Source organism: Amycolatopsis sp. NPDC023774, from assembly GCF_040639695.1.
GTDB lineage: Bacteria > Actinomycetota > Actinomycetes > Mycobacteriales > Pseudonocardiaceae > Amycolatopsis.
This window is the reverse complement of the sequence record NZ_JBFAAJ010000001.1, coordinates 718,798-733,770: the sequence shown is the minus strand read 5'-3', so window position 1 is coordinate 733,770 and position 14,973 is coordinate 718,798. Positions and strand designations below refer to the sequence as shown.

Annotated in this window: 18 protein-coding genes; 10 read left to right on the top strand and 8 right to left on the bottom strand. The window is 70.2% G+C overall.

Features of this window, described 5'->3' with window-relative positions; genetic code table 11:
• Positions 1-103 precede the first annotated feature (103 nt).
• Positions 104-622 carry an N-acetyltransferase gene (locus AB0F91_RS03690; protein WP_360594430.1) on the top strand — a complete coding sequence of 173 codons (519 nt, stop codon included), beginning with the start codon at positions 104-106 and terminating at the stop codon, positions 620-622.
• 10 nt (positions 623-632) lie between these two features.
• Positions 633-968 (top strand): hypothetical protein, encoded by a 336-nt coding sequence (locus AB0F91_RS03685; protein ID WP_360594428.1) that lies wholly within the window; start codon positions 633-635, stop codon positions 966-968.
• 4 nt (positions 969-972) lie between these two features.
• On the opposite strand, the gene AB0F91_RS03680 is transcribed toward AB0F91_RS03685, so the two are convergent.
• From AB0F91_RS03680 to AB0F91_RS03665, 4 genes are read right to left on the bottom strand one after another with little or no spacing between them, the layout of a single operon-like run.
• On the bottom strand, positions 973-1,863 hold the full coding sequence (locus AB0F91_RS03680; protein WP_360594427.1) for an ABC transporter substrate-binding protein: 891 nt from the start codon (positions 1,861-1,863) through the stop codon (positions 973-975).
• The gene (locus tag AB0F91_RS03675) at positions 1,860-2,555 is read right to left on the bottom strand and encodes an ABC transporter permease (protein ID WP_360594425.1); all 696 of its coding nucleotides are present in this window, start codon (positions 2,553-2,555) and stop codon (positions 1,860-1,862) included. Before AB0F91_RS03675 ends, AB0F91_RS03680 begins: the two co-directional genes overlap by 4 nt.
• Entirely contained in the window at positions 2,552-3,244 is a 693-nt protein-coding gene (locus AB0F91_RS03670) for an ABC transporter permease subunit (protein WP_360594423.1), read from the bottom strand. Before AB0F91_RS03670 ends, AB0F91_RS03675 begins: the two co-directional genes overlap by 4 nt.
• Positions 3,244-4,332, bottom strand: coding sequence for an ATP-binding cassette domain-containing protein (locus tag AB0F91_RS03665; protein WP_360594421.1), 1,089 nt, complete (start codon positions 4,330-4,332; stop codon positions 3,244-3,246). Before AB0F91_RS03665 ends, AB0F91_RS03670 begins: the two co-directional genes overlap by 1 nt.
• A 195-nt stretch (positions 4,333-4,527) precedes the next feature.
• Between AB0F91_RS03665 and AB0F91_RS03660 the strand changes: the two genes are divergently transcribed.
• Positions 4,528-5,949 (top strand): bis-aminopropyl spermidine synthase family protein, encoded by a 1,422-nt coding sequence (locus tag AB0F91_RS03660; protein ID WP_360595141.1) that lies wholly within the window; start codon positions 4,528-4,530, stop codon positions 5,947-5,949.
• 19 nt (positions 5,950-5,968) lie between these two features.
• Here the strand turns inward: AB0F91_RS03660 and AB0F91_RS03655 are convergent, their stop codons facing one another.
• Entirely contained in the window at positions 5,969-6,844 is an 876-nt protein-coding gene (locus tag AB0F91_RS03655) for an LLM class F420-dependent oxidoreductase (protein ID WP_360594419.1), read from the bottom strand.
• Between the two features lie 87 nt (positions 6,845-6,931).
• Entirely contained in the window at positions 6,932-8,122 is a 1,191-nt protein-coding gene (locus AB0F91_RS03650; protein WP_360594418.1) for an NADP-dependent malic enzyme, read from the bottom strand.
• 451 nt (positions 8,123-8,573) lie between these two features.
• On the opposite strand from AB0F91_RS03650, the gene rfbC reads away from it, so the two are divergent.
• The 3 genes from rfbC to AB0F91_RS03635 all read left to right on the top strand — a co-directional run bounded on the left by rfbC (position 8,574) and on the right by AB0F91_RS03635 (position 10,103).
• Positions 8,574-9,182, top strand: coding sequence for a dTDP-4-dehydrorhamnose 3,5-epimerase (gene rfbC, locus AB0F91_RS03645; protein WP_360594416.1), 609 nt, complete (start codon positions 8,574-8,576; stop codon positions 9,180-9,182).
• Between the two features lie 67 nt (positions 9,183-9,249).
• Positions 9,250-9,663: an SRPBCC family protein gene (locus AB0F91_RS03640; RefSeq protein ID WP_360594414.1), complete on the top strand. Its 414-nt coding sequence runs from the start codon at positions 9,250-9,252 to the stop codon at positions 9,661-9,663.
• A complete protein-coding gene (locus AB0F91_RS03635; RefSeq protein WP_360594413.1) occupies positions 9,660-10,103 on the top strand; it encodes a MarR family winged helix-turn-helix transcriptional regulator in 444 nt (147 codons plus the stop codon). The genes AB0F91_RS03640 and AB0F91_RS03635 overlap by 4 nt, the downstream gene beginning before the upstream one ends.
• A gap of 671 nt (positions 10,104-10,774) precedes the next feature.
• Here the strand turns inward: AB0F91_RS03635 and AB0F91_RS03630 are convergent.
• Positions 10,775-11,269: a hotdog fold domain-containing protein gene (locus AB0F91_RS03630; RefSeq protein WP_360594411.1), complete on the bottom strand. Its 495-nt coding sequence runs from the start codon at positions 11,267-11,269 to the stop codon at positions 10,775-10,777.
• 86 nt (positions 11,270-11,355) lie between these two features.
• Between AB0F91_RS03630 and AB0F91_RS03625 the strand changes: the two genes are divergently transcribed.
• Together AB0F91_RS03625 and AB0F91_RS03620 are read left to right on the top strand one after the other, a co-directional pair.
• Positions 11,356-11,946, top strand: coding sequence for an acid phosphatase (locus AB0F91_RS03625; RefSeq protein WP_360594409.1), 591 nt, complete (start codon positions 11,356-11,358; stop codon positions 11,944-11,946).
• Between the two features lie 4 nt (positions 11,947-11,950).
• Positions 11,951-12,433, top strand: coding sequence for a GNAT family N-acetyltransferase (locus tag AB0F91_RS03620; RefSeq protein WP_360594408.1), 483 nt, complete (start codon positions 11,951-11,953; stop codon positions 12,431-12,433).
• Between the two features lie 14 nt (positions 12,434-12,447).
• On the opposite strand, the gene AB0F91_RS03615 is transcribed toward AB0F91_RS03620, so the two are convergent.
• Complete coding sequence (locus AB0F91_RS03615; protein ID WP_360594406.1) at positions 12,448-12,930, bottom strand: hypothetical protein; 483 nt, start codon at positions 12,928-12,930, stop codon at positions 12,448-12,450.
• Positions 12,931-13,291: 361 nt separating this feature from the next.
• Between AB0F91_RS03615 and AB0F91_RS03610 the strand changes: the two genes are divergently transcribed.
• Both AB0F91_RS03610 and AB0F91_RS03605 read left to right on the top strand, forming a co-directional pair.
• A complete protein-coding gene (locus tag AB0F91_RS03610) occupies positions 13,292-14,218 on the top strand; it encodes a diacylglycerol kinase family protein (RefSeq protein ID WP_360595140.1) in 927 nt (308 codons plus the stop codon).
• A gap of 274 nt (positions 14,219-14,492) precedes the next feature.
• The gene (locus tag AB0F91_RS03605; protein ID WP_220247091.1) at positions 14,493-14,747 is read left to right on the top strand and encodes a WhiB family transcriptional regulator; all 255 of its coding nucleotides are present in this window, start codon (positions 14,493-14,495) and stop codon (positions 14,745-14,747) included.
• Positions 14,748-14,973 lie beyond the last annotated feature (226 nt).

The following is a 14,973-nucleotide window of genomic DNA, read 5'->3' as shown; positions in this document are numbered from 1 at the left end:
AAGAGCCGTCTCGGAGGTTTTCACCGCGTTGCGCTGTTCGGACCATTCCGCGTGGTCGGAAAACGGTTTTACCCGCGCACGCGCAGCCAGGAAGAATTCACCCGTGCTGATCCGCCAAGCCGTTCCCGCCGACGAGACCGCGATTCGCGCCGTGCACACGGCCGCGTTCGCGCAGCCCGGGCTCACCACGGTGCCCGAGGCCGTGCTCGTCGACGGGCTGCGCGCGGACGGGGACCTCATTTCCGCGCTGTCGCTGGTCGCCGAGCAGGGCGGCCACATCGTCGGCCACGTCTGCTCAAGCCCCGGCAAGCTGGACGAAGACCGCAGCAGCGCCGCAGGGCTCGGGCCGCTCAGCGTGCTGCCGGAGTTCCAGCGCAGTGGGGTCGGGTCGGCGCTGATGCACACGACACTCGAGGCCGCCGATGCGCTCGGGTTCGCGGTGGTGGTTCTGCTGGGCGATCCGGGGTACTACCGCAGGTTCGGGTTCGTGCCGGCCGAGCAGCTGGGGATCACGCCGCCGGTGCCCGAATGGGCGCAGCACTTCCAGGCTCGCACGTTGACCGCCCACAAACCGGAAAACCGGGGCGCCTTCCGGTACGCGCCCGCGTTCGAACGACTGTGAAGGAAAGCCGATGACCATCCTCTGGCGACCCACCGGGCCGGTGGAGCTGGAGCTCGTGCGGGAGCTGCGGTGGCGCGCGTGGCCGCCCCGATTGCCGGAGCAGCCGATCTTCTACCCCGTGCTCAACGAGGACTACGCGGTGCGCATCGCGAGGGACTGGAACGTGCGCCACGACGGCGCCGGGTTCGTCACGCGGTTCGAGGTGGTGACGGAGTTCCTGGAGCGCTACCCGGTGCGGCAGGCGGGCGGCGAGACGATCCTCGAGCTGTGGGTGCCCGCCGAGGAGCTGGCGGAGTTCAACCGGCACATCATCGGTGAGATCGAGGTCGTGCGCGAGTTCCGCTGACCGCTCAAGCCTTCAGGTGGTTGCGTGCCAGGAAGTCGTCGGCGATGTCCAGCGGGTTGCGTTTCTCGTCGGTGAACTGGACGTTCAGCTCGGTCAGCTCGTCGGTCGTCAGGGCCGCCGAGACGCGGTTCAGGGCGGCGACCTCGCCCGGGGACAGAGTCCCGCGGGCGACCAGCGGCACGATGTTCTGCGCCGGGAACATGTTCTTGTCGTCGTCGAGGGGCACGAAGCCGTTGGACTTGATCGTCGACGACGTGCTGAACAGGTCGGCCACCTGGACCTCGCCGGACTTCAGCGCGGCCACGGTGACGGGGCCGCCGGTGTCGGTGGTGCGGATCTCCTTGAAGGAGCAGCCGTACAGTTGCTCGACGCGGTCCTTCCAGCGGCTGCTCCACTGACCGGGCCCGCCCATCACCAGCTCGCCGCAGCGGCGGCCCAGGTCCGAGAACGTCCGCACGCCCGCAGCCGCCAGCTCGGGGCGCACGACGAGCAAGTCCTTGTCCTGCGCCGGCGCCTGGTCGAGAACCTCGAACCCGACGGGCAGCTTCTGCTTGAGCTGCGCGTACACGTCGTCCGAAGTGGTCGCCTGCGTGTCCTTGTCGAAGTAGCGCAGGAGGTTGCCGCTGTAGTCGGGCACCACCGAGAGGGACTTGTCCTGCAAGGCCTTCACCACGACCTCGCGGCTGCCGACCGGCGGGCGCACTGTGACGTTCGAAGCGCCGGCGTTGCGCAACGCGCCGGCGTAGATCTGGGCCAGCAGCAGGCTTTCGCCGACATCGGAGGCGCCGATGATGATGTCGCCCGCCGTGCCGCCCTCACCGCCGCCGGCGAGCGGGTTGCCACACCCCGCAACAACCAAAGCCAAGGACAAGACCACACAACCCCAGCGCCTCACACCACACCTCCCGCCGCCGCGGCCGAGCCGGTGCTCACCTGCGCGGCGAGCCGGACGCCCTTCGGCACGAGTGCGCGCTGTGCCGCGGCGAGCACCAGGTCGAACACGATCGCCAGCAGCGCCGTGAGGATGGCGCCCGCGACGACCTCCGTGTAGTCCAGGATGGCCAGCCCGTCGAGCAGGAACCGGCCGAGGCCGCCGAGCCCGACATACGCGGCGACGGCCGCCGTCGCGATCAGCTGCAGCACGGCGTTGCGGATCCCGCCCAGCACCAGCGGCAACGCGATCGGCAGCTCGACCTTCCACAGCTGCTGCCAGCCCGTCATGCCGATGCCCTCGGCGGCGTCGACCACGTCGTGCTCGGCCGCCTGCAGGCCCGCGTACGTGCCGGCCAGTACGGGCGGGATCGCCAGCACCACGAGCCCGATGATCGTGGCCGTGGTGCTCTCGGTGAAGAGCAGGAACAGGAACGTGACGAGCCCCAGCGTCGGCAGCGCGCGGACCGCGTTGCCCGCGCCCACCACCACGGCGCCGCGGCCGGTGTGCCCGACCCACAGACCGAGCGGGAACGCGATCACGACGGCGATGACCAGCGCGATCAGCACGTAGCCGATGTGCTCGCCCAAGCGCGTGGCGATGCCGTCCGGGCCCTGCCAGTTGGCGACCGTGGTGAACCAGTCGAAGACGTTCACGCCACCTCCGCGAGCACGGGCGCGCGGCCGGCGCGCTCCCACGGGGTGAGGACGTTGCGCAGTCGCACGAGCACCACGTCGACGACCAGCGCCAGCAGCAACGTGAGCACGACGCCGACCACGATCGGCGAGAAGTACTCACGCTGGAAGCCGTCGGTGAACAGCACGCCCAGCCCGCCGGTGCCGATCAGCGCGCCGACGCTCACGAGGCTGATGTTGCTCACCGACGCCACGCGCACGCCCGCGGCGAGCACCGGCACCGAAAGCGGCAGCTCCACGCCCAGGAAGCGCCGCGGCGCCCGGTAGCCGACGGCCGTGGCGGCGGCGATGATGTGCGGCGGCACGGCGTCGAGCGCGTCGAGCACCGGGCGCACGAGCAGCGCCGTGGTGTAGATCGTGAGCGCGACGATCACGTTGACGCTGTCGAGGATCTTCGACCCGATGAGGCCCGGGATCACCACGAACAGCGCCAGCGACGGGATGGTGTACAGCAGGTTCGCCACCACCAGCAGCACGCTGCGCACCGGCTGCCGGCGGTGCCCGAGCCAGCCCAGCACGATGGCGAGCACGATCCCGATCATCAGCGGCACCAGCGCGAGGTAGATGTGCTCGCCCAGGTCGCCGAGGATCTCGCCGCGGTTGTTCGCGCTGCCCAGGTAGCGCCCGAGCTCGTCGAAGAACCCGCCCATCAGGACGCCTGCGGGGCGGCCTCGATCACGTCCAGGACCTGGTGGGCCACGACCGTGCCCACCACGCGGTGCCCCTCGTCCACGACCACGCCGAGACTCGCGGGCGAGGACAGGGCGGCGTCGAGCGCGCCGCGGATGGGCGAGCCCTGCACGTAGAGAGAACCGCCGGCCACAAGGTCGCCCTCGGCGAGCTCGCCGTCCACAGTGGAGCTCGGCGCCAGCCAGCCGCGGGGCTGCTTCTCGGAGTTCACCACGAGCTGCCAGGTTTTCGTCGGCTCCGGCAGCTTCGTGCCGAGCTCCACGACGTCCACAGGGGACACCTCGACGCCGTTGGCGGACACGAAGGACAGTCCACGGTAGCCGCGGTCACGGCCGACGAACGATGCCACGAAGTCGTCCACGGGGTGGCGCAGCACGTCGGCCGGGGTGCCGTACTGGGCGAGCACGCCGCCCACGCGCAGCACCGCGATCTTGTCGCCGAGCCGCACGGCCTCGTCGATGTCGTGCGTGACGAACACGATGGTCTTGCCCAGCTGCGACTGCAGCCGCAGCAGCTCGTCCTGCAGCTCCTCGCGCACGATCGGGTCGACGGCGGAGAACGGCTCGTCCATCAGCAGCACCGGCGAGTCGGCCGCGAGCGCCCGCGCCACGCCGACACGCTGCTGCTGGCCACCCGAGAGCTGCGCCGGATACCGCTTGCCCAGTTCCTTCGGCAGGCCGACGGTCTCCAGCAGCTCCGCCGCGCGGGCGCGGGCCTTGCGCTTGTCCCAGCCGGACAGCAGGGGCACGGTCGCGATGTTGTCGAGCACCGTCCTGTGTGGAAAGAGGCCGGCGTGCTGGATCACGTAGCCGATGCCGCGGCGCAGCAGCGCGGGGTCGCCCTCGCTCACGTCCTTGCCGTCGAGCAGCACGGCACCCGACGTGGGCTCCACCATGCGATTGATCATGCGCAGCGACGTGGTCTTTCCGCAGCCCGAAGGGCCGACGAGCACGGTGATGGTGCCGTCGTCGACGGTGAGCGAGAGTCCGTTCACCGCCACCGTGCCGTCCGGATAGCGTTTGGTCACATCGCGGAACTCGATCGTCACGGACTTCTCCCCACGTCAGATGCAGATCGACCGTAGCCCACTCGGCGGGGCTTGGCAGCCTTTCCCGCACAGTGGCCTGTTACCGATCCGACCAAAAGCAGGCGGGCACTCAACCGGACGTGACCGTGCCCGGCAACCATTCCCGCCGTGGCTGTGGTCGGGTCGGTAACGAGCAGCACAGTAGGCTCGGTGCCTGTGACAGCTCTCGACGACCTCCTGATCGCGCACGGTGCCGGCGTACGCCCGCTGTACGAGGTGATCGACCTGCTCCGCACGGGTCCCCGCGAGCTGGCCGACCTGGTGCGCCTGGCCGCGGCGCCCCGGCGCAGCGTCGAGGACGTGCTGGCCGCGCTGGAGCGTGATCTGGAGCGTTCCGCCGCGGGGGTCCGGATCGCACCGGACGCGTTGCCCGAATACGAGAAGTACCGCCTGCCCCGGCTGCCAGATCCGCTCGACGACGCCGTGGCCGCGCACTCCGAGCTCCTTGCGTCGATCTCCGGCTGGGTCGCCGGCGTGCCGGCGCCGCTCGCCGCCCTCGACCACGTGCAGGCGACACCCGAGACGGTGCTGCGGCGTGCTTTGTGGCTCAACGCCCGTTACGACCTGCGCCGCTCCCGTCTGCTGTTCCTCGGCGACCACGACCTGACCTCGCTTGCCGTGCACGCCGTGTGCCCCGAGGCCGAGCTGACCGTGGTGGACCTCGACGAGCGAGTTCTGTCCTACCTGGACTCCACCAGCTCGCGCGCCGTCGCCACCGCGCACGCCGACCTGCGCGTCGGCCTGCCGCCTGCCGTCACGGGCCGCGCGGACCTCGTCTTCAGTGATCCGCCCTACACCCCGGACGGCATGGGGTTGTTCGCCGCCCGCGCCGTGCAAGCGCTGCGCGAGCCGACCGAGGGCCGCGTCCTGCTGGCCTACGGTTACAGCCCCCGCCACCCCGCGCTCGGCGCCCAGGTGCAGCGGTCGCTGGCGACGCTCGGGCTCACGTTCGAGGCGATCCTGCCCGACTTCAACCGCTACGACGGCGCCCAGGCCATCGGCGCGGCCGCCGACCTCTACGTCTGCCAGCCCACCGCGAAGGCCCGCAAAACAGGGCGAGGCAAGGGAAAGTCGGCCATCTACACCCACGGGCCGCAGTCCGTGGAGACCACCGGCACGAAACCGACGCTGCTGTCCGCGTTGCGCGACATCGCTTCCGAAGGCGGGCTCGCCCTGGAAACCCGGCCCGTCGACTGGTCGATGTCCGCGCCGGAAGGCGACGCCGTCGCGATGGACCTCACCGCGGACCCCGGCCCGTGGCTGCTGCGCACCCTGCTCGGCACCAACGCGCGCCGCCTGGCCCTGCTCGTGCCCAACAACCACCCGGACCTCGCCGACGCGGCCTCGCAGGCGGCACTCACCGACCTCATGGCCGGCAAGTACCGCCTGCGGTTCCTGCGCAGCACACCGGACAACCGCCACGCCGTGGTCACGGCGGACATGGTCGACGACCCGTCGGAGGTCCTGACGCGGGCGCACGCGCGGCTGGCGAACGTCGCGCTCGACGTGCCGGGTGAGCTGGTGGACCTGCGGCTCGTGGACGTACCGCGGCACCGGCTGGTGGAACTGCTGCGCTGAAGCCCGGGACCGCGGTGGCTCAGAACAGCCGGGCCGCCAGTGCCTTGTAGACACTGAGGACCTCGTCGTCGTAGACCTGCAGCTCGACGTCCGGAATGGCCGGGTGGGTGGCGTGGTGGGTGGTGATCACCTGGATGGCGACGTGGTTCGCGCCCTGGTTGTGGTGCTCGCCGAGCTGCCGGGCGATCGCGGCCGCGTCACCGTGGGCGACGACCGCGTCGATGAGGCGGTCGCTGCCGTCGCCGGCCAGGTCTTCGTCGGTGAAGCCCAAGCGGCGCAGGTTGCTCGTGTAGTTGGTGAGGCCCAGGTACGGGTGCTTGATGCGCGGCCGCGCGGTGTCGCGGGCGCGCGCCGGATCGGAGTCGAGCACGACCTTGTGCTCGGGCGCCAGCAGCGCGGACGGGCCGAGCGCGGTACGCGAGAGCCGCGTGTGCGACGGCGGCACGAGGTAGGGCACCGACCCGCCCGCACGCGAAGCCGTGAGCTCCAGCATCTTCGGCCCCAGCGCGGCGATCGCGCGGCCCTCCACCGGCACGCCGCCGGCGTCGAGGCCGTCGAGGTAGCGCTTCATCGCGGCGAGCGGCTTGGTGAACTCCTGCGTCTGCTCCGGGTGCCCCGCGCCGATGCCGAGCCAGAACCGGCCGGGGAACCGCGAGACCAGCCGGTGGTACGCCTTCGCGGCGACGGCCGGGTCACCGTGCCAGATGTTGAGGATGCTCGTGCCGACCACGAGCGTCGAGGTGGCTTCCAGGAGTTCGTCGAGGCCCGCGAGGTCCGTTGGTGGGCCGGCGGCCCACAACGTGGAGAAGCCGAGCTGCTCGATCTCCTTCGCCATCGCCGGGGTGGTCAGAGCGGCCGGTTGCCAGACGCCGTAGGCGCCGAGGTCGATCGTCATGCCCCTCAGCGCGCCGAGCGCAAAATGGACCGGCAAGTCCAAAAAGGGGCTCCCCTCGCCGGGGAGCCCCTTTTTCGGTGCCCGAGATCAGTCGGTCACGCCGTCGGCCACCGCGGCCTTGGCGACGGCCGCCGCGACCTCCGGGGCCACGCGCGGGTCGAGCGGGCTCGGCACGATGCGGTCGGGGCCGAGGTCGTCGGTCGCGACGGCGACGATGGCGTCGGCCGCGGCAAGCTTCATGTTCTCGGTGATCGCGCGCGCACCGGCGTCGAGGGCGCCGCGGAAGACGCCGGGGAACGCCAGGACGTTGTTGATCTGGTTCGGGAAGTCACTGCGGCCCGTGGCGACGATCGCCGCATAGCGCGCCGCGTCGGCCGGGTGCACCTCTGGGTCCGGATTGGACAGTGCGAACACGATCGGGCCGTCGGCCATGGAGCCGAGCAGCTCGGGGTCGATCGTCGCGCTGGACAGGCCGAGGAACACGTCGGCGCCCTTCAGCGCGGCCTCGAGACCGCCCGTGAGACCGGACCTGTTGGTCGTCGCGGCCAGCTGCTCCTTGATCGGGTTCAGGCCCTCGCGTCCCGCGTGGATGATGCCGCGCGAGTCGAGCACCGTGACGTCGCCGACGCCGGCCTCCCGCAGGATCTTCGCGCAGGCCACCCCCGCCGCGCCCGCACCCGAGATGACCACGCGCTGGTCGGCGATCGCGCGGTCCAGCACCAGGTTCGCTCCGCGCAGCGCCGCGAGCGTGACGATCGCGGTGCCGTGCTGGTCGTCGTGCATGACCGGGCAGTCGAGCGCGGCCTTGAGCTTGTCCTCCAATTCGAAGCACCGCGGCGCCGAGACATCCTCGAGGTTCACCGCGCCGAATGACGGACGCAGGCGCACCAGCGTCTCGACGATCTCGTCGACGTCGGTGGTGTCGAGCACCAGCGGGATCGAGTCGAGGCCGCCGAAGGTCTTGAACAACACCGACTTGCCCTCCATCACGGGCAGCGACGCGCTCGCGCCGATGTCGCCGAGGCCGAGCACCGCCGTGCCGTCGCTGACGACCGCCACGAGACGGTCGGCCCAGGTGTACCGCTTCGCCTGGGCGGCGTCCTCGGCGATCGCGCGGCTCACCTTCGCCACGCCGGGCGTGTAGGCGATCGAGAGGTCGCGCGGGTCGGAGATGGGCCGGGTGGCCGCCACGGAGAGCTTGCCGCCCTCGTGCCCGGCGAAGATCTCGGCGTCCGTCACCGGCGCGGCGGTGACGGCCGTGCTGGCCTGGTCGGTCATCGGGGTTCCTGTCGTCGTTTCCGGCGTTCGCCCCTCGGCGATCGCGGAACTCGCGGGGTGGATCTGCGTCACTGAATTACTCCTGGGACTGCGAGCGGGGGACCACTGGCGGCAGGCGAAGGCGCACCCGCGCACCCTTGGAACTTGTCCTCCGGACGGCAGCCCAGCGCGGTAGCGCCGGCCTGTCGGCGAGGCGTCACAGCGGCCATCCGATCCGTGGGGTGTGGCTGATGGCCGCGGACGCTGCGGTCTCCCAATCATGACAGCAGCCCCTCCGGAGGCGAACCCTCGGTGCGGCTCATGTCACAGATTCCGCGGGCTTTCCGAGGAAAACCCCCGAAAATTCCTTATTCCCAAGACGTCCGTCCGGTTTTGTTGAAGCGTTCCGAACCGATTCAGTGATCACGCCCACCCACATTTCGCGCCGCACAGCACTCGATAAGGTGAGCGCATGCAATTCCGCCCGTTGAAGGTCGCCGACGCCTACGAGTTCACCCCCCGCGCGTTCCCCGACGAGCGCGGGCTCTTCGTGGCGCCGTTCCAGGAAGAGGCGCTCCTGAGCGCCATCGGGCATCCGATGCGCGTGGGCCAGACCAACCACAGCGTCTCCCGCCGCGGCACCATCCGCGGCGTGCACTTCGCCGACGTACCGCCGGGCCAGGCGAAGTACGTCTACTGCCCGGCAGGCTCCCTGCTCGACGTGATCGTCGACGTGCGCACGGGCTCACCCACCTTCGGCCAGTGGGATTCCGTCCTGCTCGACGCGAAGGACTTCCGCGCCGTATACGTCGCCGAGGGCTTGGGCCACGCGTTCGTGGCACTCGAGGACAACACGGCGATGGCGTATCTGTGCTCGGAGCCGTACAACCCCTCGGGCGAGCACGGCATCAGTCCGCTCGACCCCGCCCTAGAGCTCCCGTGGCCCGCGGACCTCACCCCGATCGTGTCCGAAAAGGACCGTTCCGCCCCGACGCTGGCGGAGGCCGAGGAGCAGGGGCTGCTGCCGTCGTACGCGGATTGCACCGCGTTTTACGAGAAGCTGCGCTCGGCCCAGCGCTGAGTTTCGGCCGGCCCGTGGCCGGCTCTGGCCGTTGACCATTTAATATGCGCACATATAATATGCCCGCATGACACTGTACGAGTACGAGCACGCCGAGATCACCACCGCGCCGGCGTCAGCCGTCTGGCCACTGTGGACGGACACCTCCCGCTGGCCCGAATGGGACGCGGGCCTGCGGGAAGTCGTGCTGGAAGGCCCGTTCAAGGCGGGCACCAGTGGCACCATGACGATGCCGGATCTGCCGCCGATCCCGTTCACACTCACCGCCGTCGACGACGGCCGCGGGTTCACCGACGAGACACGGCTGCCCGACGCCACGCTCGTCTTCGAGCACTGGCTGGCGGACGCCGAAGACGGCACCCGCATCGTCTACCGAGTGACGGTGGACGGACCACCGGAGCTGGGCCCGGCCGTCACCGAGGACACCCCGGACGCCGTGCGCGCGCTGGCGCGGCTGGCCGAGGCATCCTTGCGGGCATGACCGCTCCGGAGTCCCGCCTGCCCGGCCCCGACGCGAGCCCCGGCTTCCTGCTGTGGCGCGTCACGTTGGCCTGGCAACGCGTGATGCGCGCGGCGCTGGCGCCGCACGACCTTACGCACGTCCAGTTCGTGCTGCTCACCACCACGTGGTGGCTCACGCGTTCCGGCGAGCCGCCCACGCAGCGGCAGCTCGCCGAACAGGCGGGTACGGACACGATGATGACCAGCCAGGTCGTGCGCAAGCTCGCGGACCGCGGACTGCTGACCCGCACCGACGACCCGGCCGACGCCCGCGCGAAGCGGCTGCAGCTCACCGGAGCCGGCACGGCGCTGGTCGCGAAAGCACTGCGCGACGTCGAAGACGCCGACGCGCGGTTCTTCGGCGGACTGGGCGAGCGGAGCGGTGGGTTCGTGTCCGCGCTGGCCGAGCTCGGTACGTGAGGGCTCAGGCCGCCACGTCTTCCGCCAGCACCCGTTCGACGTTGCGCTCCGCCAGGACCGTGATCGTGACGAACGAGTTCACGCCCGTGCTGCCCAGGATGCGAGCCGTCCGTCACGGAGAGATTGCAGTAGCCCTTCACGCGCCCGTCCGTCGTCGGTCGCGACATGGCCGCGTTGATCTTGTCGAACAGCGCCTCCGCCGCGTCGATCGACAGCCCGCCCTGCGTGGGCGTCCGCTGCAGTTTCGCCGAACCCTGAAGCCACATCGTAAGTGAAGTGCCCACGTTCCGGGTTCCTTTGGTGCCCCAGCCCTGACCCACCGCGTCGGGCAGGTCCGGCAGGCGGTCCGTTTCCCTTGCCCGCACCAGGAATTCGGCGACACCGACGTTGCCGGCGCCGACGAAGAGGTGGCCGCGGCGCCGTCCGGTCCCGATGATCACGGCGGGCGAGTACTCGGCCAGGGCCGGGTTCACGGCGGCGCGGGCGGTGGCAGCCGAAATCCCGGTCAGCCCGAAGGCCGCGGCGGTGTCCAGCGCGGCAAGGCCGGGGAACCGACGGCGCGTCAGGCTGGAATGCCTGCATGGTGTCGGCGCGGGTCAGGAGTGGACAAGGCCGAAAATGAGCAGGGCTCGCAGCCATCAGTAAACGGCGTTACATTTCCCGCGGCCGGGTCAATTCGCGAACAACCCCGCTCGCTGTTTTTTCTGGGTCACCCAGATCGTGATGGTCGCCGTGACGACGGTCGTCCCGCGCGCGTCGAGGATCCGCACCGGTATCGGGAGGTCGAATCCCTCGTCGCCGAACTCGGGCAGCTCCGGCAGCTCGGCGACGGCACGCAGGCCCGTGGTCGCCTTGGCGAGGTACCGCACGTCCATCCCCTTGGGCAGCCAGCGGTGCGACGGCGGCACGGTCGCCTCCGCGAGCATGCCCATCGCGATCTCCGCGAGGTTGCACGCGGCGATCGCGTGAAAGGTCCGAATGTGGTTGTGGACACCCCACCACTTCGGCGCGGCGACCGAACAGTGCCCCGGACGCAACTGCCGCACCGCCGGCAGCACCGTCCCGAAGTAGGGCACGCGCAGGCACATCGCGGCGGAAAACAGCTGCTTACCGCCCGGTTTGCCGACCAGCCGGCGCCACAGCGCGAATGTCGGGCTCGTGTCCATCCGAACCTCCCCATCTACCTACTCGCCAGTAGGTAAGCACAGTACGCGACCTGCCCGCAATCGGGTGCGGGGCTATATTCGGCCTCGTGGCACATCGGCTTTTCCTCCTCAGGCACGGCCAGACCGAGTGGTCCGTCAACGGCAGGCACACCGGGCGCACCGACATCCCGCTCACGGCGGCCGGTGAGGACCAGGCGCGCGCGGCGGGCGGCACCCTGCGCACCCTGCTCGGCGGCCCCAAGCTCGTGATCTCGAGCCCCCGCGAACGCGCGAAGCGCACGGCCGAGCTCGCCGGCCTGCGCGTGGACGAGCTCACCGAAGACCTCGCCGAGTGGGACTACGGCGACTACGAAGGCGTCACCACGCCGAAGATCCGCGAAACGGACCCGGGCTGGACCGTGTGGACCCACGCGATCCCGGGTGGGGAGAGCGCGGCGGACGTGGCCGCACGCGCCGACAAGGTCCTCGACCGCGCGCGCCGGGAGATCGACAACGGCGACGTGGTCCTGGTGGGCCACGGGCACTTCAGCCGCGTGCTGGTGGCGCGCTGGGTCGGCCTGCCGTCCACCGCGGGTGTCCACTTCGGACTGGACCCGGCCGGCATCGCCGTGCTGGGCGACGAACGCGGCGAGCCCCAGGTCGAGCACCTGAACCTGCTGCCCGCACTGGAAGGCTGAGCGCTTGACCGACCCCCGTATCCGGCGGATCCGGCCCGAAGACGTCGACGCCGTGGTGGAACTGGTCTACGCGCTCGCCGAGTTCGAGCGCGCGCCGGACGAATGCCACCTCGAGGCGCCACAGCTGCACAAAGCGTTGTTCGGTCCAGCGCCGGCGTTGTTCGGTCACGTCGCGGAAGTCGACGGCCAGGTGGCCGGGTTCACGTTGTGGTTCCTGAGCTTCTCGACATGGCGCGGCTCGCACGGCATCTACTTGGAAGACCTGTTCGTGCGCGCCGAGCTGCGCGGCTCCGGGCTGGGCAAGGCACTGCTCGCGGCACTGGCCGCCGAGTGCGTCGAGCAGGGTTACGAGCGGCTGGAGTGGGCGGTGCTGAACTGGAACCCGGCCGTCGGGTTCTACCGGGCGCTCGGTGCGCTGCCGCAGGACGAATGGACCACCTACCGCCTCACGAACGCGCCGCTGAAGGCGCTGGCCTCCGGAAGCTGACACCGCCGGACACGTCAATCTTTTTCGTGGCGCTCGCGTTCCTCGCGGCGCCCGGCGAGGCCACCGCGTTCGGCTGCTTCTTCTTCCGTCTCGCCTTCGCGCAGGCCGAGCGCCCAAGCGCGGGCCGGACGGCGGAAGAGCAGCACGAGCGCCGCGAGTCCGCACACGCCGATCGGCACGCCCCAGGCCGGCTGACCGGACGGGCCGAGCACGTACCAGCCGACGCCCATGAGTAGCAGCGCGACCACGACCCCGGGCGAACGCGCCCACTGCCGGCCGAGGACCAGCCCCGCCGAGGCCGCCAGGAACGCGATCGCCAGCACGGCGTAGGTGCCGAACTCGGCCCAGATGTTGTTGCCGGGCTGCGCGGGTTCCCGCAGTCCGCGCACGAGGATCACGACGCCCAGCGCCAGCAGCCCGAGACCGGGCAGCGCGGTGAGGATCCCGGCCAGCCGGACCTCGAACGGGGTGAGCGGCTGGTTCTCGTCGAGCGACACGGGTGCGGCCTTCCAAGCTGCTTTGCGGGAGCACAGCGACCCGACCTGCACGGGTCACGGTGGGTGAGCGGTTTCGATCGTATGCCACCCGGTCGGCCGTTTTCGCGGGGCGCCGGGCACGTGAAAATCGGGGTTGTCGTCGATGAGCGGGCGGTCGGCCCGGGTGCACTTGTCACGACGAGCGGATGTTCGCCGTACGCAAGGGGGGTCGCCCGCCACAGGGGTCATCGGACGCAGTACTGGCGCACTCCTGAACGCAGCACCGGCGCATCTCCGGAGCGCCGTTCACCGTGCTGAGCTTCGCGTCACCTTGTGCCGTCGAAGGTTCTCCAGCCGGGTGAACGTCACCTACGCTGCGGAAGTGCGCGCCATCCTCGTCGTGAACCCGCAGGCCACCTCGACCACCGCCGGTGGCCGGGACGTGCTGGCGCACGCGCTGGCCAGCCAGGTGAAGCTCGACGTCGTCGAGACGGACTACCGCGGCCACGCGATGGCCGTGGCGCGCTCGGCGGCGCGTGACGGTTTCGACCTGGTCGTGGCCCACGGCGGCGACGGCACGGTCAACGAGGTCGTCAACGGTCTCCTCGCTGACTCGACCGGCGACCCGGGCGAGCTCGGGTGCGTCCCGATGCTGGGCGTGGTGCCCGGCGGCTCGGCCAACGTGTTCGCGCGCGCCCTCGGCCTTCCCGTGGATCCCGTCGAGGCGACGCACCAGGTGCTGAACGCCCTGGAGAACGACCGGCGCCGCCGCATCGGCCTCGGGCTCGCCGACGGGCACTGGTTCACCTTCAACGCCGGACTCGGCTGGGACGCCGACGTGGTGGGCCGCGTCGCGAAGCGGCGGGGCAAGGAAACGAGCGCGGCGCTCTACCTCCGCGCCTCGATGCGCTCCTACTTCCGGCCGCCGCTGGGCCGGCCGACCCTGACCGTGCGGATTCCGGGCGAGGAACCCGCCGAGGTCGTGACCGCGTTCGTGTCCAACACCGATCCGTGGACCTACCTGGGTGATCGCCCCGTCCACCTCAACTCGGGTTGCTCGTTCGAGACCGGATTGGGCCTGTTCGCGTTGAACGGTCTGCGGTTGCCCACCGTATTCACACATGTACGACAAGCTTTGCTCACGAAGAGCGACCAGCACGGGCGTCATTTGTTACGCCACGACGACGTGCCGATGATCCGCATCGACGCAGCTGAACCGGTGAACTTCCAGGTCGACGGGGACCTCGTCGGGCAGCGGACGCGAGTGGAATTCCACAGCGTGCCGGACGCACTCACAGTAATCGTGTGACGGTGCGACCACTGATCGCCTGCGGCAAAGTGCATTTTGCCGCTCGTCGACGCAGAACCTCCACTCACCGCATCGCGCTTCCGCCACACGGTCCGTTTCGGACAGAAACCGCAGGTCAGAGGCGTCGCTCGGCCGGGTGAGCTGACTCACCGATCTTCGGGAAACCCTTGTCGAACGCGGTGCTTCGTGAAAGCATTCACAAGCACCCAAAAACACGACCGCCATGACGACTGTGGCGCGGCCCTCCCGCGCCACTATGAAGGAGCTCAAGAACATGGACTGGCGCCACGACGCGTCCTGCCGAGACGAGGACCCCGAGCTGTTCTTCCCGGTGGGAACCAGCGGTCCGGCTCTGCTGCAGGTCTCCGAGGCGAAGGCCGTGTGCCACCGCTGCACCGTCGCTTCCGACTGCCTGGCCTGGGCTCTGGCCAGCGGCCAGGACGCCGGCGTGTGGGGCGGCATGAGCGAGGACGAGCGACGCGCGCTCAAGCGCCGCCGTACGCAGATCGGCACGCGTACCATCGCCTGAGCCTGAAGGCTCAGAAGCACCACCCGAACCGGATTTCTCGCAGAGGGTCTCTTTGACCTCTCCGCCTGCGACTTGGGGCGATACCCATCCGGTTTAAGCGTAACAACCGAGGTGAAACCACCCGAACCCGGGTGCGCCGCACCTCACCAGGACTGAACAAGTCCTCCCGCGGAACGTCGTGAGGGCCGGTACCGATTCGTTCGGTACCGGCCCTTCGGCGTGTCCG